The organism is Nitrospira sp., assembly GCA_016715825.1.
Classification (GTDB): domain Bacteria; phylum Nitrospirota; class Nitrospiria; order Nitrospirales; family Nitrospiraceae; genus Nitrospira_D.
In genome coordinates, this window is sequence record JADJXO010000002.1 from 252,205 (window position 1) to 271,847 (window position 19,643).

The 19,643-nt window shown below is 51.8% G+C and carries 25 protein-coding genes and 2 tRNA genes; 17 read left to right on the top strand and 10 right to left on the bottom strand.

Annotated features, from left to right (window positions below; translation table 11 throughout):
* The 4 genes from IPM58_07275 (at nt 1) to folE (ending at nt 1,917) form a co-directional block, all read left to right on the top strand.
* Nucleotides 1–336, top strand: a complete 336-nt coding sequence (locus tag IPM58_07275; GenBank protein MBK9306876.1) for a (2Fe-2S)-binding protein — start codon at nt 1–3, stop codon at nt 334–336.
* A gap of 82 nt (nt 337–418) precedes the next feature.
* Entirely contained in the window at nt 419–739 is a 321-nt protein-coding gene (gene erpA, locus IPM58_07280) for an iron-sulfur cluster insertion protein ErpA (protein ID MBK9306877.1), read from the top strand.
* Between the two features lie 123 nt (nt 740–862).
* Complete coding sequence (locus IPM58_07285) at nt 863–1,252, top strand: 6-carboxytetrahydropterin synthase (GenBank protein ID MBK9306878.1); 390 nt, start codon at nt 863–865, stop codon at nt 1,250–1,252.
* 2 nt (nt 1,253–1,254) lie between these two features.
* On the top strand, nt 1,255–1,917 hold the full coding sequence (folE, locus tag IPM58_07290; GenBank protein MBK9306879.1) for a GTP cyclohydrolase I FolE: 663 nt from the start codon (nt 1,255–1,257) through the stop codon (nt 1,915–1,917).
* A 19-nt stretch (nt 1,918–1,936) separates the two neighbouring features.
* Here folE and IPM58_07295 read toward each other — a convergent pair whose 3' ends face one another.
* A complete protein-coding gene (locus tag IPM58_07295) occupies nt 1,937–2,776 on the bottom strand; it encodes an alpha/beta fold hydrolase (GenBank protein ID MBK9306880.1) in 840 nt (279 codons plus the stop codon).
* An 80-nt stretch (nt 2,777–2,856) separates the two neighbouring features.
* Here IPM58_07295 and IPM58_07300 point away from each other — a divergent pair, with 80 nt between their 5' ends.
* Together IPM58_07300 and IPM58_07305 are read left to right on the top strand one after the other, a co-directional pair.
* Nucleotides 2,857–4,149 (top strand): replication-associated recombination protein A, encoded by a 1,293-nt coding sequence (locus tag IPM58_07300; protein MBK9306881.1) that lies wholly within the window; start codon nt 2,857–2,859, stop codon nt 4,147–4,149.
* 53 nt (nt 4,150–4,202) lie between these two features.
* Nucleotides 4,203–4,598 carry a PilZ domain-containing protein gene (locus IPM58_07305; GenBank protein MBK9306882.1) on the top strand — a complete coding sequence of 132 codons (396 nt, stop codon included), beginning with the start codon at nt 4,203–4,205 and terminating at the stop codon, nt 4,596–4,598.
* Nucleotides 4,599–4,601: 3 nt separating this feature from the next.
* On the opposite strand, the gene IPM58_07310 is transcribed toward IPM58_07305, so the two are convergent.
* Nucleotides 4,602–6,443, bottom strand: a complete 1,842-nt coding sequence (locus IPM58_07310) for an ABC-F family ATP-binding cassette domain-containing protein (protein MBK9306883.1) — start codon at nt 6,441–6,443, stop codon at nt 4,602–4,604.
* A 209-nt stretch (nt 6,444–6,652) separates the two neighbouring features.
* Nucleotides 6,653–6,728 (bottom strand) — tRNA-Ala (locus IPM58_07315).
* A gap of 273 nt (nt 6,729–7,001) precedes the next feature.
* On the opposite strand from IPM58_07315, the gene IPM58_07320 reads away from it, so the two are divergent.
* Together IPM58_07320 and IPM58_07325 are read left to right on the top strand one after the other, a co-directional pair.
* A complete protein-coding gene (locus tag IPM58_07320; protein ID MBK9306884.1) occupies nt 7,002–8,324 on the top strand; it encodes an adenylosuccinate synthase in 1,323 nt (440 codons plus the stop codon).
* Between the two features lie 269 nt (nt 8,325–8,593).
* Entirely contained in the window at nt 8,594–9,175 is a 582-nt protein-coding gene (locus tag IPM58_07325; protein ID MBK9306885.1) for a hypothetical protein, read from the top strand.
* Between the two features lie 17 nt (nt 9,176–9,192).
* Here IPM58_07325 and IPM58_07330 read toward each other — a convergent pair whose 3' ends face one another.
* Together IPM58_07330 and IPM58_07335 are read right to left on the bottom strand one after the other, a co-directional pair.
* Nucleotides 9,193–10,008, bottom strand: coding sequence for a hypothetical protein (locus IPM58_07330; GenBank protein ID MBK9306886.1), 816 nt, complete (start codon nt 10,006–10,008; stop codon nt 9,193–9,195).
* A gap of 172 nt (nt 10,009–10,180) precedes the next feature.
* Entirely contained in the window at nt 10,181–10,999 is an 819-nt protein-coding gene (locus tag IPM58_07335; GenBank protein ID MBK9306887.1) for a hypothetical protein, read from the bottom strand.
* Between the two features lie 581 nt (nt 11,000–11,580).
* Here IPM58_07335 and IPM58_07340 point away from each other — a divergent pair.
* Nucleotides 11,581–11,784 (top strand): ribbon-helix-helix protein, CopG family, encoded by a 204-nt coding sequence (locus IPM58_07340; GenBank protein ID MBK9306888.1) that lies wholly within the window; start codon nt 11,581–11,583, stop codon nt 11,782–11,784.
* Nucleotides 11,781–11,990: a hypothetical protein gene (locus IPM58_07345; protein MBK9306889.1), complete on the top strand. Its 210-nt coding sequence runs from the start codon at nt 11,781–11,783 to the stop codon at nt 11,988–11,990. The genes IPM58_07340 and IPM58_07345 overlap by 4 nt, the downstream gene beginning before the upstream one ends.
* 91 nt (nt 11,991–12,081) lie before the next feature.
* On the opposite strand, the gene IPM58_07350 is transcribed toward IPM58_07345, so the two are convergent.
* From IPM58_07350 to IPM58_07370, 5 genes are all read right to left on the bottom strand, one after another.
* Nucleotides 12,082–12,699, bottom strand: coding sequence for a hypothetical protein (locus IPM58_07350; protein ID MBK9306890.1), 618 nt, complete (start codon nt 12,697–12,699; stop codon nt 12,082–12,084).
* On the bottom strand, nt 12,696–12,983 hold the full coding sequence (locus IPM58_07355) for a hypothetical protein (protein ID MBK9306891.1): 288 nt from the start codon (nt 12,981–12,983) through the stop codon (nt 12,696–12,698). Before IPM58_07355 ends, IPM58_07350 begins: the two co-directional genes overlap by 4 nt.
* 40 nt (nt 12,984–13,023) lie before the next feature.
* Nucleotides 13,024–13,761 carry a TIGR04255 family protein gene (locus IPM58_07360; GenBank protein ID MBK9306892.1) on the bottom strand — a complete coding sequence of 246 codons (738 nt, stop codon included), beginning with the start codon at nt 13,759–13,761 and terminating at the stop codon, nt 13,024–13,026.
* A 129-nt stretch (nt 13,762–13,890) separates the two neighbouring features.
* Nucleotides 13,891–14,478, bottom strand: a complete 588-nt coding sequence (locus IPM58_07365) for a recombinase family protein (protein ID MBK9306893.1) — start codon at nt 14,476–14,478, stop codon at nt 13,891–13,893.
* On the bottom strand, nt 14,475–15,677 hold the full coding sequence (locus IPM58_07370; GenBank protein ID MBK9306894.1) for a site-specific integrase: 1,203 nt from the start codon (nt 15,675–15,677) through the stop codon (nt 14,475–14,477). The genes IPM58_07365 and IPM58_07370 overlap by 4 nt, the downstream gene beginning before the upstream one ends.
* Nucleotides 15,678–15,777: 100 nt before the next feature.
* On the opposite strand from IPM58_07370, the gene IPM58_07375 reads away from it, so the two are divergent.
* The 7 genes from IPM58_07375 to IPM58_07405 all read left to right on the top strand — a co-directional run bounded on the left by IPM58_07375 (nt 15,778) and on the right by IPM58_07405 (nt 19,231).
* Nucleotides 15,778–15,853 (top strand) — tRNA-Lys (locus IPM58_07375).
* A gap of 279 nt (nt 15,854–16,132) precedes the next feature.
* On the top strand, nt 16,133–16,609 hold the full coding sequence (locus tag IPM58_07380; protein MBK9306895.1) for a DUF4184 family protein: 477 nt from the start codon (nt 16,133–16,135) through the stop codon (nt 16,607–16,609).
* 152 nt (nt 16,610–16,761) lie between these two features.
* The gene (locus IPM58_07385) at nt 16,762–16,986 is read left to right on the top strand and encodes a DUF2934 domain-containing protein (protein MBK9306896.1); all 225 of its coding nucleotides are present in this window, start codon (nt 16,762–16,764) and stop codon (nt 16,984–16,986) included.
* A 50-nt stretch (nt 16,987–17,036) separates the two neighbouring features.
* Nucleotides 17,037–17,282, top strand: coding sequence for a hypothetical protein (locus IPM58_07390; protein ID MBK9306897.1), 246 nt, complete (start codon nt 17,037–17,039; stop codon nt 17,280–17,282).
* 37 nt (nt 17,283–17,319) lie between these two features.
* A complete protein-coding gene (locus tag IPM58_07395; protein MBK9306898.1) occupies nt 17,320–17,688 on the top strand; it encodes a hypothetical protein in 369 nt (122 codons plus the stop codon).
* Between the two features lie 125 nt (nt 17,689–17,813).
* Entirely contained in the window at nt 17,814–18,116 is a 303-nt protein-coding gene (locus tag IPM58_07400; protein MBK9306899.1) for a hypothetical protein, read from the top strand.
* A gap of 515 nt (nt 18,117–18,631) precedes the next feature.
* Nucleotides 18,632–19,231, top strand: coding sequence for a hypothetical protein (locus IPM58_07405; protein MBK9306900.1), 600 nt, complete (start codon nt 18,632–18,634; stop codon nt 19,229–19,231).
* The last annotated feature ends 412 nt before the right edge of the window (nt 19,232–19,643 follow it).

Here is a 19,643-nt window from a genome sequence, read left to right on the forward strand (position 1 = left end):
ATGCCACGCGTGACCTTCCTCCATTCAAACGGGCGTAGCGGAGAGGTAGAGGAAAACATCTCGTTGCTTGCTGCGGCGAAGGAAGTGGGTTTTCGATTGGACCACGACTGCGGAGGTAATGCCTCTTGCACGACTTGCCGTGTTGAGGTTCAGGCAGGGCATGAACATCTTTCAGAAATCGATTTCGACGAGCAAGACCTGCTCGATCGTGAAGCATTGACGGACCCGCAGCATCGCTTAGCCTGTCAGGCGCGTGTCCTGGGTGATGTCGTCGTGCGTGTTCCAGAAACCAAATGGGAGAACCAAAAAACTACGACGACCGAGGCGTGGGGTTGATATTCAAGAGAGAGGTGTTAGACTAACAACTTAGCTAGCCCGCTCGTGCGGGCTGGACCGATCCATAGAGGAGGGCGACAAGATGGTTACTATTACCCAGGTGGCGGAACAGAAGATTAAGGAATTGATGGCCGAGGAAAAAGATATCGTTGGGTTGCGAGTCTACGTGCGTGGCGGAGGGTGCCACGGCTATCAGTATGGAATGGCGTTTGAATCCAAAATGGCCGAAGACGATACCATCATTGAAAAGGGCGATGTGAAGCTCATCATGGATTCACAGAGTGCTCCGTTGCTCCAGGGTGCGGAAGTCGATTACGTGGACAGCGTGCAGGGCTCGGGCTTCTCAATCAAGAATCCACAAGCCAAAACAACGTGCGGCTGCGGCAGCTCGTTCAGCGCCTAAGCGTGGCTACAGTTGTCGTAGGAATAGCTGTACGGGGCCTCCAGGCTGGGATTGCTTGAAGCACAAGCGGTTCCAGCCGTTGATTTCACTCCAAGAGAACCAGCTCGTATGTCACAGGTGCATGTGACTAGGCGCTATCGGTTTTGCGCCGCCCATCGGCTGCACACGGATCAACTCTCTCTCGAAGAGAATTGGGCCGCGTTCGGCAAATGTAATAATCCAAACGGACATGGGCATAATTATATCGTGCTGGTGACCGTCACGAGCGGGGCAGCACAGGATTCATGTGATCTAGATCGGCTTGATCAGGTGGTCAACGAGAAGATCGTCGAGCGCTTCGACCATCTCGACCTCAATCGTGATCCTGCTTTTGGCGAGCTCACCACTACGGGGGAAAATCTCGTCAAAGTGATTTGGGACATTCTGAAGCCGGCTCTACCGTCTGACTGCCTGCGAAAGATTGGTGTGATTGAGACGAGGGACAACTACTTCGAATACGGGGGTGCGGCGTAAGTATGAAAGGGACTCTAGTGAGGAAGCACCGGACGAAAGACCGAAAGGGAGAATCAATAGACGAGACGAGCGGGAGCGGGAAGCCTGCGGATCTGCCGGTTCTTCAATCGCTGGTCACCGAAATGCTGCTCGCGCTCGGGGAACAACCCAGTCGCAATGGTTTGCTCAAGACGCCGGAGCGTGTGGCCAAGGCCCTGGCATTCATGACGCAAGGCTATCAGCGCGATATCGACCATTTGTTGAACGGAGCCCTCTTCCCCATCGAATACGATGAGATGGTCATTGTGAAGGACATCGATTTCTTCAGCATGTGCGAGCACCATATGCTCCCGTTCTTCGGACGGGTTCATGTCGGCTATTTACCAAACAAGAAAGTCGTCGGTCTGAGCAAGATTCCACGGATCGTGGATACCTTTGCCAGGCGACTCCAAGTTCAGGAACGTCTGACGGTTCAGATTGCTGAAACCTTGCGTTCCAAGTTAAACGCACATGGCGTTGGGGTGGTGGTCGAAGCAAGACATCTCTGCATGATGATGCGTGGGGTGGAGAAGCAAAACACTATTGCCGTGACCAGCTCCATGCTGGGCGCATTCCGCAGTCAATCCCAGACACGTGTAGAGTTTTTAAAATTAATACGCCGCGGCAGCGTCGGCGACCCGGACTGAGATCTCAGAGACGTTCTCCCTATCTGCTCGCTGTGCGAGTCACAGCCAAGGCAAAACTCCGGAGCGTTTCATTGAATTGATCCGGCCGTTCCAAGTTCGAAAGATGAGCGGCTCCTGGGATGATGGTCAAGCAGGCCCCGGGAATCCTATCAGCCATAAGTTTGGCGTCGGAAGGCGGAGTCGGAAGGTCCAACTCACCGACGATAATCTGAGTGGGGCAGGTGATCTGGCCCAACAGCGAGACGGAATCGGGTCGTTCAGCCATTGCCATCAAGTCCCCCGCGATACCGCTGATTTCATTGCCTTCGATCATCGCCCGCACGCGCCCTACCAGGTCGGGTTTCGTGTGAATGGTCGCAGGGCTTAACAATTTCGGAATCATGATGTCGGCGATGACCGATGAGCCGTTCTTGTACGCAGTCTGCGCCATCTGAAACCGCCCTTCCTTCCCTTCGACGGTGTCGGCCTGCGCTCGTGTGTTCGCGAACACCAAGCCCCGTACCCGGTCCGCATACCGCCGATAGAGCGCAAATAGGACGTAGCCACCCATCGACAAACCGACAAATACCGCCTGTCGAATTGAGAGGTGATCGAGCAGTCCGATCACATCGTCAGCCGTTTGGTCGAGGGTATAGCGCCAGAGCGGTGCATCAGATTCGCCATGCCCGCGCAAATCGATCGTCAAAACCCGAAATTGGGAGGACAGTGCCTGTTCCTGCTCGACCCACATGCAGCGGTTCAGCGGAAACGCGTGGAGAAAGACGAGAGGAATGCCTGTCCCTTGATCATTGAACGCGAGGGTGCTGTTATTAATCCTAGCTTGCAAGGTCTGCTCCGTCGGCTGTTCAGTTCGTACCATTGGTCGCCGGTATGGTCAAGAGGCTGTTTGCGATCAGGAGAGGCGGCGTATACAATTCCCGCTCTTGCTCAAGGAGCACGATGTCACGCGCGCACGATCAGACGCCAGACTTATTCACGCCCACCGACCGCGAGGATACGATCCCCCCTCCGCTCGCCGAACGGATGCGGCCCCGTGCGTTCGTGGACTTCGTCGGGCAAGACGCGATCACCGCGCCCGATCGGTCGCTCCGACGGGCGATCGAGGCGGATCAACTCTCGTCCGTGATCTTCTGGGGTCCACCCGGTTCCGGGAAGACCACCCTGGCCCACCTAATTGCCCAGCATACGAAAGCCCAGTTTGTCCCATTCTCCGCAGTCACCAGCGGGGTGCCTGAGCTGCGTGTACTCATTAAGGTGGCTGAACAGCGGCGAGCGATGAACGGGCAACGGACGATTCTCTTCGTCGATGAAATCCATCGTTTCAACAAGGCGCAGCAAGATGCATTTCTCCCACATGTCGAACGAGGCACGATTATTCTCGTCGGCGCGACCACCGAAAATCCGTCGTTCGAGGTCATTAGTCCGCTCTTGTCCCGTTCGCTGGTCGTGGTCCTCAAGCCACTTCCTGACGAGGCCTTGGGGACGATTCTTGATCGTGCACTCGTCGACGTCGAGCGTGGGTTAGGGAAATGGAAGCCGCGCTTCTCGCCGGAGGCCAGGCAGCAGTTGATCGCATTCGGGAATGGGGATGCACGAGCGCTCCTCACGTCGTTGGAGTTTGTCGTCATGCAGACGGCGCCTGGCCCCGATGGCGTCCGGGTGGTTGACGAAGCAACCTTGGAAGCATCGCTTGGGAAGAAGGCCCTTCGCTATGACAAAGCCGGGGACGAACACTACAACGTCATTTCAGCGTACATCAAAAGCCTGCGAGATTCTGATCCGGACGGGGCGCTCTATTGGCTGGCCCGCATGCTTGATGCCGGGGAGGAGCCGAAGTTCATTGCCCGCCGGATGGTCATCTTTGCCTCGGAAGATATCGGCAATGCCGACCCGATGGCATTGGTGGTCGCTACGTCGGTGGCACAGGCGGTCCAATTTGTGGGGTTGCCGGAAGCACAGATCAACCTGGCTCATGGCACCACCTACCTGGCGTCACGGCCAAAAGACAACGCGTCCTATGTCGGTTTCCTGGAGGCCCTCAAGGATGCAAAGAGCCACGGCAATCTTGGGGTCCCCCTGCATCTCTGCAATGCCGTGACATCGTTGATGAAAGACATGGGGTACGGAACGGACTATCGTTATGTACACGATGATCCATCGGCCCGCGTCGAGCAAACCCACCTCCCTCCAGCGCTAGGAGAGCGACGATATTACCGCCCAAAGCCCCTATAACTAGGGCCGATTGCCCTAGTTTACATTCTTGTCTAATCGGTTATACTTAGAGAATGATGAAGCGAGGCGAGGCCAAGCAATCGGCAAGCATGACCGCCATCAGTGAACGACGAAAGTTCGTCCGGGCGACGTTGGTCGGGTCTGCATTGATCGCGCCGAAGAGCGGCGGGCGGGCCTGTACCGCAGTCCTCGACAATGTGAATAAGATCGGAGCCGGGCTCCACACCAAAGATCGATTCCCGCCGAACGAGCGAGTCACGGTCTCTCTGGCATTCCTGGATTCCGACCGAGTCGAGCAACAGGAAAAACTCGATGGGACCGTCGCCTGGGTCAAGCTTTGGGACAAGAAAGGGTTTTTGGTCGGCGTGGTGTGGGATGACCTGGTAACAAAAGAAAAAAACCGCTGGCTGTACTACTATCTGGAAGAGACCCTCAAGGCTTCCGTCTAGACCCTATCCCAAGGCCACGAGCTGTTGCCTGACATTCTCCAATTCAGCCGAGAGTGATTCCCAGCGCGCGGTCAGTCGTTCAAGCCCCCGCTTCCAGTCTTCCTGTTCTTGATGGAGGACGTTCCACCGGTCGAACGCTTCATAGAGTTTCGGATCGGCCAGCTCTGCCTCACGGGCCTTGAGCTTTGCTTCAGCCTCCGTAATCTCCGCCTCCGCACGAGACACCTGTTTCTCCAACCTCGCCTGTGTTTTGGTCAAATCACGTCGCTCGCCCCCTCGACCTTTCGTCTGGACTTGTTGCGTCATCGCGCGGGTTGGTCCTGACGACGCGGCTTTCGACGCGCCGTCGAGCTCCTCGCGTGACTCCTTGATCGATTCGAGCTCTTGCGCCTTCTTCCAGAGATAGTACTCGTAGTCTCCGATGAAGTTCCGAGCCTGGCCCTCCTCGATTTCAACGACTCTCGTGGCGATGCGTGTCAAAAACGTCGGGTCATGCGAAATGAAAATGATGGTCCCGGGAAACTCGGCGAGCGCGTCCGTGAGCACATCCACCGAGGCTGGATCCAGGTGGTTGGTCGGCTCATCAAGCAGGAGAGTATTCGACGGCTCCACGAGCATGCGGGCCAGCGCAACGCGGTTCCGTTCACCACCGCTCAAGGCTTTGATGGGTTTCTTCTGGTCCTGGCCGGAAAACAAGAAGGCCCCGGCGATCCCACGCAGGAAATTCATCTCCGCATGTCTGGTGACTTCTTCGAGGGATTCAAGAATTGAATGCTCGGGGTTCAACGTTTCTGCCTGATGCTGGGCGAAGTAGTGGAGCGTCACACCGTGCCCAACGGATCTGGTACCGGTATCGGGAGGAAGCACGCCGGCGAGCATCTTAAGAAGCGTACTCTTCCCTGCGCCGTTTTCTCCCACCAGAGCGACACGCTGACCGCGCTCCACAGCGAAATCGAGCGTCGTATAGACGACCTTTTCCCCGTAGCGCTTACTGGCTCCGGCGAGATCCAACACCTGGCGACCGCTGACCGATGGTAGCGGAAACCGGAACTTGACGCGTTTCGGATCTCGCTGGATCTCAACCCGCTTAACCTTTTCGAGTTGCTTCAGGCGCGATTGCACCTGGCTGGCCTTATTGGCTTGGTACCGGAAACGATCGACGAACTTTTGAACCCGCGCGATCTCCTTGGACTGGCGAGTTGCCGAGGCCTGTAGTTGGGCGTCTTTTTCCGCTTTCAATTCGCAGAACAGTGAATAGTTGCCACGATACTCTTCGAGCGTGTGATGTCGGAGTTCCCAGATGTGGGTGACCACGCGATCCAGAAACGCGGTGTCGTGGCTGATGATCAAGAGCGTCATGCCGGATTGGATCAGAAACTGTTCAAACCAACGCTGGGTCGGTTTATCCAAATGGTTTGTCGGCTCGTCGAGCATCAGCACGTCGGGATTCGACAAGAGCAGATGCGCAAGGGCTACCCGCATCCGATAGCCGCCTGACAGTTTGTCCACAGGGCGGTCGAAATCCCCTTCCGTAAAACCCAGTCCCATCAGGATGCGCTTGGCCTCGTATTCAGGGTACTCATCGCGATGGGCCGCATCGAGTGCCGTCTTGCCGGTGATGGTTTCGAGCTCCTGAGGTAAATAACCGATCCGAAGCCGCGGTCGCTTCCGGATCGAGCCCTTGTCAGGTGATTCCTCGCCAAGGATCATGCGGAAGAGCGTGGTCTTTCCGGCACCATTGGGGCCAACCAGGCCGACTCGTGAATTTGGGCGAAGATGCGCCGAGGCCTCCCTGAGGAGCACCTTCGTCGAATATTGTTTATGGATTGATTCAATTTGGAGCATGGACACAAACCTTTCCGTGCGAAATGAACCAGTGTGAAGCAGCCGAGACGAACTCGAACAGAGGAAATGACTAGGAGGTTGGGAGGCGAGGCAACGTGAGACAATTAAACAGGGCGAACATACGAGATCCTGGAAAACGTATGGTATTGATCCGTCGGCTCAATTACCAAAACCGCTAAAATAGCCGACGGTGCGCACGACGTGCGGTTTGGTGGAGCTGGCCGGGATTGAACCGGCGACCTCGTGAATGCCATTCACGCGCGCTCCCAACTGCGCCACAGCCCCACCCTGGGAGATCCTCAACTCGAAATGAATCAGGAAAATTACGACGTTAAATCGAGGGCCATGCTAGCATGCGGGTATGGACCAGTCAAGAAAGCGCTGGATCGTCTGGCGAGCCAGTAAAGCAGGAAGACGAACCATTCGCATTACAACATCGTGAGAGAACAACTTGACAAAAGATGAGGTCACACCTACCATAGGCCTCCTTGGCTCTGATCTCCCTGTCTGGTCAGAGCCATTTTTTCGTGTCGAAACCGGCTGGGAATTTCCAACGTTATGGGTAATCTCGTCATCATCGGGGCACAATGGGGCGATGAGGGTAAGGGCAAGATCGTCGATATCTTGGCCCGCGATGCCGATGTTGTCGTCCGATATCAGGGTGGGTCCAATGCCGGGCATACCGTCATCAACGAACGGGGAACCTACATCTTTCATCTCATCCCCTCGGGCATCCTGTACCGAGGCACGACGTGTGTCATCGGAAACGGCGTCGTCGTGGATCCCGGATCCCTGATTGAAGAGATGGATCACCTCCACACCAAAGGCATCACCATCGGTAAGAACTTCGCCATCAGTCAGCGGGCGCACTTGATTCTCCCCTACCATAAGGCGATCGACCGGGCGTCGGAACAGTCCAAGGGGTCGCGCAAGATCGGGACAACCGGGCGAGGGATCGGCCCGTCGTATGCCGACAAGATGGCACGAATCGGGATTCTGGTGGGCGATCTGCTGAATCCGCCGTTGTTCAAGAAGAAACTCGAAGAAAACCTCGTCGAGATGAACTGGTTCTTGGAGCGATTGCATAAGGTCGAAACCTTTCAAGTCGACAAAGTATTCGATCAATACATGGGCTATGCCGATCGGCTCAAGAGCCATATCGTCGATACGACCATGTTGCTCAATCGCGCAATTGAGAAAAACAAGACGGTCATTTTTGAAGGGGCTCAAGGGACGAACCTCGATGTGGATTTCGGTACCTATCCCTATGTCACCTCGTCGAGCGCCGCGTCCGGTGGAGCCTGCACTGGTACCGGCGTGGGGCCCACGATGATCGATGCGGTGATGGGGATCGCCAAGGCCTACTCCACCAGGGTGGGGAGTGGACCGTTTCCGACCGAATTAGATGATGAGGACGGGCGGGGCCTTCAAGAGCGAGGGCGGGAGTTCGGCTCAACGACTGGACGGGCGAGACGGTGTGGGTGGTTTGATGCCGTCGTAGTTCGGCATGCGACCGTGGTGAATGGGCTCACCGCGCTGGCCTTAACCAAACTCGATGTGCTCGACGGCTGTAAAGAACTCAAGCTCTGTACCGGCTACAAACATGGGAACAGGCTGTATAAGACCATGCCGGCCGATCTCGAGGTGTTGACCAACTGTGTGCCGGTGTATCAGCGGATGAAGGGGTGGACAACCGGCACCACCGGGATTACCAGCTATGGGAAACTCCCGGCTGAAGCGAAGCGGTATCTGGCTCGCGTCGAAGAGTTGGCGCAATGCCGGATCGACATGATTTCAACCGGGTCCAAGCGCGCAGAAACGATCATGCTTCGCAATCCCTTGGACTGCTCCCGCCGACGCCCCACACGTTCCCGAAAATAGTCGATAGTCATTCACCGGGCGGGGATGCTAGGATGGGTCGGTGAGTGGTTCGAGTGCAGGATGTTCAGAAGTTCTTCCTGTCAGGACAAAGCGGGAAGCTTTTTCAACATCCCGAGCGTGAGCCGGTAGCTCAATCGAAATCAATAATACACGAGCATTATCAATAACTTGTAGAATTCCACTCTAACTAGCACTCTAAATTATTCCTCCCCGCTCCCCTTGGTAACCAGATGCTAGAATCAGCAACTCATCGTTGACTCCGTTGAATTATGACAAATTCTGAGTCCATAGATAATAACAGCGGAGAAGCCAATCGTTTGGTGTCCTTGCTGGATGAGGTGATCGCCTCAACTGAGCATCCAGGAGAAACAGACTCAGTACCGAAACTAAGTCAGTTAATCCAGGAAGTAATCTCGCTCTGGGAGAAAGCAGACACCGAAGAGAAACGCGTCAACCTACTCAATATATTCGATCTCGCTCACCGAACATTGTTACCTGCTCTAGAAGAGTCTGACTTGAAGCAACGCGTGGAAGACGCACAATCCGAGATATATAATTCATTCATCGTCTCAGAGTGTTTGATTGGAGAAAATGTTAGTATCAACAGGTTAGATCGGGTTACCAGGAGAGAGATTGCCGCTAATAGAATGACAAAAGAACACTCCCTTAGAAGCACCGCTGACCAGGGACTTGCTGCGCCGCACTTGAGCGAAGACGAACTTCTTGAGATGGTTGCTGTCAAAAAGCATGCTGCAACTGCTAGTCAGCCACCAAACCCAGTTGAAACAATTGCGGAAGCATCTTCGTTCGTCAAAAAGATTCGGTCTGCATTTAAATTGTTCGCGAACTAGATTTTCTGGATAAACGCTCAGCCTTTTCCCTTTCCTAGCTTCCCTACCGGTATTGCCGTCTCCAAGTGCTTAAGGATGCCGCGAAAGAGCGAATCGTTTTGCCACGGACAAAGCCACATTGTCTGCTGTTTCCTGCTATTAAGCGCAAACATATGGTGGGTTTTGGAAACTTTGCTGCCAAGGAACAAGACGAATAGTACACCAGGAATATAAAATTTGTGACGGTGTGCGCTGCCGATTCGGAATGTTGTGGGACCCGTGGTAAGGGTGAGAGGTAAGTGAGTCTCACTAGAAACGTGGACATGGATGCGAGCATTCTGTGGGAAGGTATCTTCACCGAGCAGATACAAACGGAACTGCTCCTGGTATTTCTCACCAAGAGCAATTTTGCCAACCTGCCCGTCGCCCATCCTCCAACTGTGTGCAGAAGCGCGCCAAAATACACTTGTAGCGAAATACAGGTAGTGATCCACCTTCGCGCCAAGTAATCGATGAACGTCATAAAGTGCGATCTGTTTTTCTTTATCTTCAAGGAAAGGAGAAACGGTTTGTAAGAGTTTCCGCAAGCTGAACGAGCCATCAAGTTTCGCACATTGAGTCACAACATAGTTTTCCCCGTTGACAGAAAAGCGCGATTCGCAATCCGCGCACAGAAATGGTGATGATACCTGCTGAGACGAGGTAAACGCCCTCCCGTTTGTTACTAAAACCGGGTTAGGGTTTGACCAAGCAGACGGGTCTCTGGACTGCTTATAAAGAGCAGCGGGTAGCAGATGACTATTCTGAAGTTCTTTCTGTTGTAAGCAGAGCCCACACGTCCCTACCATCAACACCCTATATTCTCCTGCTTTGTTAGCCTCTCACAGTAAAACCCTCGGTTCGCAAATGTCATAAGTGCTTGAACCAATATTTCTTCCACTACCCAGATCATAAGTCTTTGATATTGCGGTCACATTTTAAAGGCATTTCGTCAGAATTCATGCCAATTTGTTGAACTCCCAGTTTTTATGCCGCGATACCCCTACCAAACACCCGCAATCCTGTAGTAGTGAGTTTCTTTTTCCTCTTACTCTTCCCAAGGACAAGATACCCGGTTCGATTTCGTGACATCGCCATCATCCCATCAATGACCTGCGCCAATGCATAAATCTCTGAGCGTGTCATACTCAGTACATCTTCCAGCCCTTCCTCTCTATGTTCCCCCTGAAGGGTCTTGTTTCGTCGCCAGTTCCTATTCACCCATGCATCTTCTGTCTCCAAGTGCTCGTTATCAAACCCTAGTTTGTAACGTAAGTATGCTTTCTTCCCGATCCAATCATTTCCCCCCTTGGTGACGTACCGTGCTATGTCCTTTAAACTCTTTTCTAGTTGTTTAGGTTTCCCGTTGAACATGTGCGATAGTGGTTTCACCTGTACTTGCCGTGGTTCGTGCTTCCAGAGGAGTTTCAGTTGCTTCTCCAATTCATGGAAATAGCGTGGTCGATTCGCAACGACCACCCCATGAAAATGAATTAAAAAGTAACTCGACAATCCCTGATTGCGCTTTGCTAGACGTTTCTCCATAAACTCGCATACAGCGAGTTTACGTGTTTCAGAATCAGTCTGGTCTTTGAGTTGCCGCATCATCTCCATGCTCACAACTTCCACCTCAATTGCGCCCAAACACCAGAGCCCCCGACACCCTTCCATGACAGTTCGGAGTTGATCCTTAAAGCCACGAACCTGTTTCAAGGTTTTTGAAACATCCAGAACTTCAAAACCCTGAAGGATCGTGAGAAAACGGAGCCGGTCATGTGCTGTGATGGAACTAGGGTTCACAGTCATACCATATCGCCTATTCGCTCTGACAAGGTCTTGCTGTTGTTGCCTCACTGACCATTTCACTTTCTCCAATTTACTAAGGAATCGTTTGGTAAGTCGTGCGGTATGGATCGTGTGAATTTCTGGTGAGATTAGGATTCGCTTTTGTAAGTGATGGAGCCCGTTTAATGCTAACGCCCTTCGCAACCGAACAGAATTCTGGGTCCCATAGTAAAACCTGCGTTCCGCATATTCTGCCTTCATAGCAGCCCTGACCTGCGCTGAACTCTTCTCCATTTGCTTTTGGAATTCTGACTTCATAATCCTAGGTTCGTTCGCTTAGGACGATTATGCAACCCGACAGACTTCTCCAGGATACCAGGGTGCAGCCGCGAGTCTCAGGAGATTCCGGTTTTCGGACCGCTCAGTCACTGGTATGACCCTTCACCAGGACTATGTATGCCAAAATAGAAAGTCACCTGGTGGATTGGTAACCGTCAAAAGGAGTGTGGGAACTAATTGGCAGAAAAGCAGGAACCCCACCACCTCAAACACCAGGAAAGAATAAATACAAAAGATAGACGAGAAACCAAGGAGTCTGTTGTATGCCATCCATAATTCTCAGAATTCCCGAATCATTACTCGCCGAACTGGATCATGTTGCCGATGAAACATACACCAACCGTTCTGCTCTAATTAGACAGAGCATAGTTCGCAATCTCGCCATCATCCGCCAGGTAGAATTTCCTGCCATCCTCACCTACCACAGAAACTTACTACCGAAACTCTTGACGGAGGGGAACAAATGAAGTCATTCAAGCAATTTATCGCAGAGCGAAACGATCTATCCTTGCTCCATGATCATGCGATCGTGATGCGTCTCAGGGATTTCATTGATGCCCTAGAATTACTGGATGACCTGAAGTCGGATCGGGAGCGATTGGTAGAAATCCGAGAAGATATGCAAAAACCTGGAACTTATGCAGTGCGCCTGGTGCCGCAGGTCTCTGAGTAGGAGACGAAGATCGGTATGCCTACCAATACCTTCACATTCCAAGCCTAGCCCGCATACGGAACAACGCACAATCTTCTATATGTACTCCAAACTATGCAGCGCTGCTGCAACGCTGTACACCTTCTTGAAAACGTGAGAAATGAATGGAGAGTTTTATGAGAAATAGGTAAAACGCGTATTGATTGAGTTTAAACAGAGGTTGCCGTGATTGTTGCAGGAAGTGTTGAAGAGGGTGGGAGTGAATGTCGCCTAGTAGTATGAGACTCTCTGGAATGGAGCCGTGGCATTCGGGAAGGTAAAAGATATTGGTGACTTGTTGTTTCTTAATAGTGATGACTGTATTTTGAATTTGGTCTTCCGTCTTGCCAAACCCACGCAACCTATCCGTGAACTTTCGCAATTCTATCAAAGGGGCAAATAGAACGTTTACGGGCAAACTACCTGTATTACTTGAATCAATATCACAAGAATTAGACAGAATTGCTCCCGAAACTGTTTTGCGTTCTCCAGTGAGAAAATTAATTGCAATCAAGCCTCTCCACCCATCACCTTGAAGAAGTTCATCGCGAAGATCGTCGCGATTCAGGTAGAAAGCCATGTTGTCAGGGAATCTGGACAGTTCGGAGAATAGATCGCGAGTTTGATCTGGTGATAGATATTTGGGGAGAAATAGTTTGATTTGCTCGTAAATGCCGTCTTCTAAGTTCACGCTGAATAGAGATCCCAAAGATTGGAATAAAGGGCAAATTTTGACTCGTTGTCCAGCTCAACCTGATTCACCAACAGGTTGTCATAAATCCGGTTAATTTGTTTAAAAACATCCAGTTCATTAATCTCTAGTGAATGAGGTCTCGCAATTGTTCCCTCTGTCCCTGCAAGACGTATGGTACTAGCAGGTTTCTCACAAATCCGAAGAGCAGCATATTGTGCAAGAACAAGAGCAACTCCCAATGCCGTGGTTGCTAGAATTGCCGAGCCAGTCGTTCCACCCACGTCAAGTTCTCGCCTTTTGGTGTCCGATATTGTCATGTCATCACCTGGGATCAAGTTTTTGAAGAGTTGCTTCTGTCAATAATGAGAAAAAGTTCTTTTTAGCAATTGCGTGCCCCTCTTCCAACAGCGTGACATGATCCGTCCAAAACTCATTGCCCACTTGCCGTATCGTATCAACGTCTATTAGTAGACCCGATATCTCATGAGCTAATGTAGAGACCTTAGCTGTGGCATTAGGAGCTACCTGTGTAACGGTTATAAATTTCCCCTCAATACTTTCCTCTCGCAGCAGAAACCCTTTTTCATTTGGAGCCCTGCCAGGGAGTTCAACGCGTACCTTCAGAAACTGCAGCTGTCTTTCCGATTCAGATGCTGCAATCAGATTGATGTATTTAAAGGAGAATCGCTCAACCTGCTTAACAATTTCTGTTTTCTTCAGAGCATCGAGAAGAGTTACCACTTTATTCTTGAATTCGCTCCATCCAGGATACTCAGTGGTTTGAAGAAGGACCGAATGATCCCCTATTTGGACCGAATGCGAACCGCTACTGAATCGATGAGATGCCAGATATTTCAGGTCAGGATTTTGATTGCGAATCTGCCTTGGGACAGTAGCCACAGGGAGAGTCATCATATCGGAGTAGTCTTTTTGAAGTGCTGAATAGAGCAGCCCTGGAAGCAGGTCTCCTGCTGCAGGTTGTGACGGTATAAAGCGAAGCTCAAATATAACCTCACGTAGAGGACTATTGCGGAGCATCTGTGGAAAGTTAGATGTCATTATTTTATTGCAAAGACTCTTACTGTAGCATTGCCTACATGAAGACTTGTGTCAAGGGTATGATGCGGATGTGACCTATATTGGGACGTTTAGTAATACGGTACCTTTTTAGAACCCCATCCTGCCCCATTACGCCGCTGTCCTGAGTGCTTTGTACACGCTCCCCACGCCAATTTGAAGCGATTTTGCTATCTCCTTAATCCCTGAACCCTTTTGCCGTAACAATCTAACCGCTTCTGCGACAGACGAATTCATCTTTGACGGTCTCCCAAAGCGAACCCCCCGTGCTTTTGCCCGTTCCCTGCCCAGTGCCGTTCTCTCAAGGATCTGTGATCGTTCAAAGGATGCCAAGGACGCAAAGATATTGAAAATTAATAGCCCGTGATGGGAACTTGTGTCGATTTGTTGCTTAATGCTGATGAAGTCGATCCGGTGCATCTTGAGGGTTTCTAGAATCTCCAAACAATGCTTCAAGGATCGTCCCAACCTGTCAATGGAGTAAACAACGACCGTATCAAACTTTCGAGCGAACGCATCCTCTAAGAGTCTGGTTAATGCTTCACGATCATCCTTGCTCGTGGTTCCGCTGATCTTATCGCAATACTCTCCAACGACCTGGTAACCACATCGCTCTGCGTATGCGCGACATTCCTGAATCTGCACATCGGTAGATTGTCCTGTTGTTGAAACCCGTCCGTAAATTGCAACGCGCTTCATTTTGATCTCCCTACTGGTTTGACTCGTGCAAACATCTTTGTCAGTTCAGCCTGTTTCATTCTTGCAGTCAGATAGCTTCCATAGTACTCCTGAATCATGTCAACGCTGGTACGACAATTCTTAGCCAGGACAAACGCGTCAACGTTGTGGAGAAGACTGTTCATGATGTAGGTATGACGGAAACTCTTAGCTGTTCGTCGCTGTCCTCGTTCATCAAGCAATAAGCCAGCTGCCTTGAGAAGTTCTTGAATGGTGTCACGTGGATTGACAGGGAAGAGTAGATCATGGGGATGAGGATGACGAGGACGCATGATTCGTTGCAACTCTTCGAATGCTCCTAGCGCCCCATGAAGTCCAATCATCTCGGTAGTTCCCTTCCGATAACTAAGTTTCCCTCCTTTCACCTGGACAAATAAACAAGGTCGGGGTTTTGCGTCTGATACAATAGTCACATCCTCAAATCGTACCTGCAACGCTTCATCAACCCGCATTCCGGTAAAAACTAACCATTTGATGTAGCAGTCCACATATGCTCGCCTGCAACGTTCTTCGCCACTAATGCCTTCTTGCCAAATCCACTGATGGGTAAATTTGAACAGCTTCACCATTTCCGCCGAGGTGAACCACCCGCTTGGACGAGGTTTGACAGTTAATTTTGGGAAATCCGGTAATACCCTTATCCATTCTTCGCGCTTTGCATATTTCAGAACTTGACGAAGTGCAAGCAGATCTGATCTTAGTGTTTTGTTGGAGACTGTTTCGGAGTGATAGTTCTTGTAAGGTGGTTTGTAGGTATCTTTTCGCCAGCACAGATACTCCTCAATTTGTTTGGTTTTGATCGTGTGAATCAGATAGGAGTGAAAATACTGTGCCAAGATGCCTAACTTGACTTTGTAGTTCCTTACGCGGGAAGGTCTATTGGATTCGTCATGAGCTAAGGAATTTAGAAATCCTCGTTCACATTCAGCCCAACTATGTGCTACCGTTCCGTCTGGTGTGGTAGTTTGAAACCGTAGTTTGTCGTATTCGTGTTCAGCGATGGATTTTGCAAGGACAAGGTTTTCGTTTTTCGTGGAACGAACTACATACTTACCGTTGAGGAAAGTGCGCCATAACCAGTTCTTTGAGTCGTTCTGCCGGTAGAGATGTAAACGTCCATCTCTAAGTCTGATGAGGGATTCCTTGACGACAAGAGACATTGAAGGGTATTGTGATGCTAATAAGATCTCACTCCAAGTATACTCTAGGGTTAAACATCTTAAAAACCAAGTAATATCAATACTTTATTAGTTCCTATCCGAGCCGGTAGCTCAGTCGGTAGAGCATCGCCCTTTTAAGGCGAGGGCCCTGGGTTCGAGTCCCAGCCGGCTCACCACGTAGATCTCACTCCAGTCGCCAGGGAGAAGGAGTTATGAACCATGGCAGTAGGCATCGATCAACACAATGGAGGTAATTGATAGGGAAAGAGTACCTTCTGTTCGGAAAAGTTCATAGGAGATGACATCACATGCAAATGGAGGTATTCTGTACCGGCAGGTCAATCGGTCGCAGAGCAGGGTCCTGATAGCTTTCTATGGCTCTATCCCTCTACGACTTCCGATACTGCTAGTGGTCCATGCCATTTACCCCCTTTCACATGGGTGCCGCGCTTCTCGTGAAACCCGCGGCGCAGAAGCATTTCAGCCTCATCACATTTGGCGTCGCTCAAATCGCTATGGATATTGAGCCGTTTATCGGCATGGTGCGAAATTCTGAGATCCTCCATGGTCCAACTCATACGGTACTTGGTGCCATCGTGATCGGCCTGCTCGTCGCCCTGGTGTCCCCTTCGATCTGTCGCCCGATACTCCGTCGATACAATCAAGAAGTTACGGCCTATACGCTGTGTTGGCTGTCGGAACCACCCGAGCCCACTCGTCTCGCGATTTGGTCTGGTGCCTTTGGGGGCACCCTGAGCCACATTGTCCTTGATAGTTTCATGCATCATGACATGCAACCCTTTGCACCATTTTCTGGTGCCAATCCGATCTTGAACGAGTTGTCGCATGATGGTGTGTATCGGCTCTGTCTTCTACTTGGTCTCGTTGGTTGTATCGCATGGCTACTGACAAAATGGTTGGGTCGCCTCTGAGGCACAGGAGTGAATACCCGCTCACACGCTGAAGCCTCTGCCAGGTAAAGCCATGGCAGCCTGCGACGGTCTTGCCTTGACATCTCTCCGGGGATGGCCTAGCTTTGCAGTCATCACAACCAACCCATCGGGGATGACAGAGGAAGCCACTCGTGAAGTCGAAAAAGGCGATCAAGCCGAAGGCTCCGACCAAATCGAAGACGCCGCGCGCGCGATCTACCCGTCGAACAACACCAAAGGCCCCCTCCCCTTCTAGTTCGGCAACGCTCTATGAACGGATCGCCACCCGAGCTTTTGAGAACTACGAACGACGTATTCGTCAAGGCCCACTTGATGACTGGCTTCAGGCGGAGCAGGAGATCCTCGGATCACAGTAAACACGACCTGTTGACCTGCTAGATTGTGGTGGGTCTGCTCATTCTCAGCGATGACTCAAGCGATCACCTATAAAGGTTTCACGATACAACCCGCTCCTCGGCAGCTCGTGGATACCGGCCAGTGGGAGTTGAACGTGTTCATTTCCTGGGGCGCGGAGGACGAGGAGGACAGCAGGCATTTCGTAAAGACCGGTCGGTATGCGACCTCGGAGGAAGCCACGGCCCAGTGCATTGCCTATGGCAAGCAGCTCGTGGATGGCCAGATTCCCGGTTCCTCGGTTGGTGCACCCCACTGACTATCCGAACAGTCAACACGCGCGTGGGAGGTGTGTCATGCGGCTGGCTCTGGCTCTACTCATTACCCTGATGAGCGCCTGTGCCGACCTAAAACCGGGCAACACTCCTGAGCCAGCCGGTAGTCTGTCGGTCGAGGCGCGAGAGGCACTGTTGCTACAGGCCCGTGAGGGCGCGAGGCAGGCTCGAGAACGGTACATCGCGACCACCCGTCCTGTCCTTCAGCGGCAGTTTCAACAGGAATATCCCACGATGCCGGAATCGGAAATCGAGACGCTGGTCACTGACGCGTTGGAGAAAGGCCTACACCCAGAGGCTAAACCCCGACGGGATGGGCCAAGCAGACAACATCAAATGGATTGTCTGTCTTCCCCGTGGAGAAATTCTGCCTTTGCGAATTGCTATTAGCGCACATTGCACCAGGCGACGCGCGTGGCGGTTCTCACGCCTCTTGGTTGCATTCTCTCGAACCTCGGGCAGTGCGAACGATACGATATCCACACGGTGCCGTTGCCTCAGGTAAGGAGAAATCTATGGACAGTCGTACAGGTGGAATTCATCCAAATACGATTCAGACCATACGGGAATGTTTCGAAAAGCAATTTGCAGACATCAAGTTCAGTCAGACTATCAGACCGACGTTCAGCTTTCGCCACGAGGTCGAGAAACATTCGTGGCAGGTGGTCTTTAACGAACAGTTTTTAGTTGACCACACGTCAAACGAGGAGTTGCAGCATTTCGTCGAACATAAGGTGATTCCGAAGGCCCTCATGCATCCTGGTAAGCGCATTCAGATTTCAAAATGGTCAGACATCACTGTCGAAGAGAGAATCTGAAACGCACGACCAACGCTAGTCTGTTTTGAATTGGAGCGGCGAACACGGATATGGTATCAGTGTAGGACGGACTGTGAGGTGGATGCGGGCCCCTTCCTGCACTCCTCGCCAGATTAGAGACATGCCGTTTCGAACACTCATTCAACCCGTCGTGGAGATAGAGCGATGCCTAAAGCCCGCAGTGCTGGCCAGTGTGATCAATGTGAAGTTGAAGATCGAGTCAGGATGACTTTCATGACATGCAACCGGTGCCATAAGTACTTCTGTAGTGAACACGGCACTCCCGAATTGGACCAATGCGAAGCATGCATTGAAGGCGGTGAAGAGACCGACTAACGAATGATCGATCCGATTGAATCAGCGTGGAGAAAGATCGGCGTATTCCTGTAGGTGTCGAAAGACTTCTCTGACGGTTCAACCACTACATCAAGATCACTCCACGGTATCTGTAGACGCAGCTGTCCGTAAGGCCCGTGGACCATGCAGGTTCCCCTCATTGACGACGTATTCACGCCATGATGAATATTCTGGCGCTCTTTGCGATCATCTTTGTGCTCAATAGCCTACCCGCTTTCGCCCCGCCGACGTGGATGGTGTTGTCCGCAGTCGGACTCTCAAACCCAGATGCGAACCCCTGGCTCACCGCGTTCGTTGCCGCTGCTGCGGCCACCGCCGGGAGAGTAGTCCTTGCGAAGCTTGCGTTTCTGATTGTCAGGCAACGCTGGTTGAGCACGCGCACCAAACAGAATATTGATCTCGTGAAAGAGCGTCTGGCAACACAACGCGCGATGACTTTTGGGGGTGTTCTCGCCTATACGTGTAGCCCCTTTCCCTCGAACTCGCTGTTTATGGCCTATGGACTCACGTCTTTGCCTCTGACTCCAGTGGCACTAGCAGCCTTCATAGGACGGCTTGTGACGTATAGTTTTTGGATGGTCATTGCGATGGATGTCGCGCAGAGGGCCGTGGTCGATCAAGGATCAGTTTTTGCCTATTTCGGAGGGTATTTTGTCTTGACGCAAGCCCTCATGCTCGCATTGGTCGTTCTCTTTGCGAAGTTGGACTGGAAGGCTTGGTTTGCCAGCAAGACGCTCCGATTCATCGGTCGAAGATGAAGCTTTCGATTTCATGCTCATGCGCCAGATCCTCAGATGACTCCGCAACAAAAGGCAAGAAGTGTGTTATTTGCCTCTCATGTATACGGCGATACCTGCAATTCCGAGTGCTACGATCACGACTGCAAAGGTGATTGTGTTGACGTCCATGATGTGTTCCTTTCGTACGTACTTAAGAGTCCGTACTATCGAATGTGTTGTGGTCCTTCAATAGAGTGGAGATTGCGGCCCCCACTGCAAGCCGGCGAGGTCAGGATCCTCACCCTCCTGCGCTGGCCGGTTGAGCTTAGTAGCCTTCCGCTGGACCCGGCGCGCTTCTTTTTCACGTTGTTTCTGCTGACGTGATTTCTCACGCTCCCGCTTAGCTTGAGTGGTTTTACTTGTTCCTGCGATGGTGCCCTCCTTTCGGGTA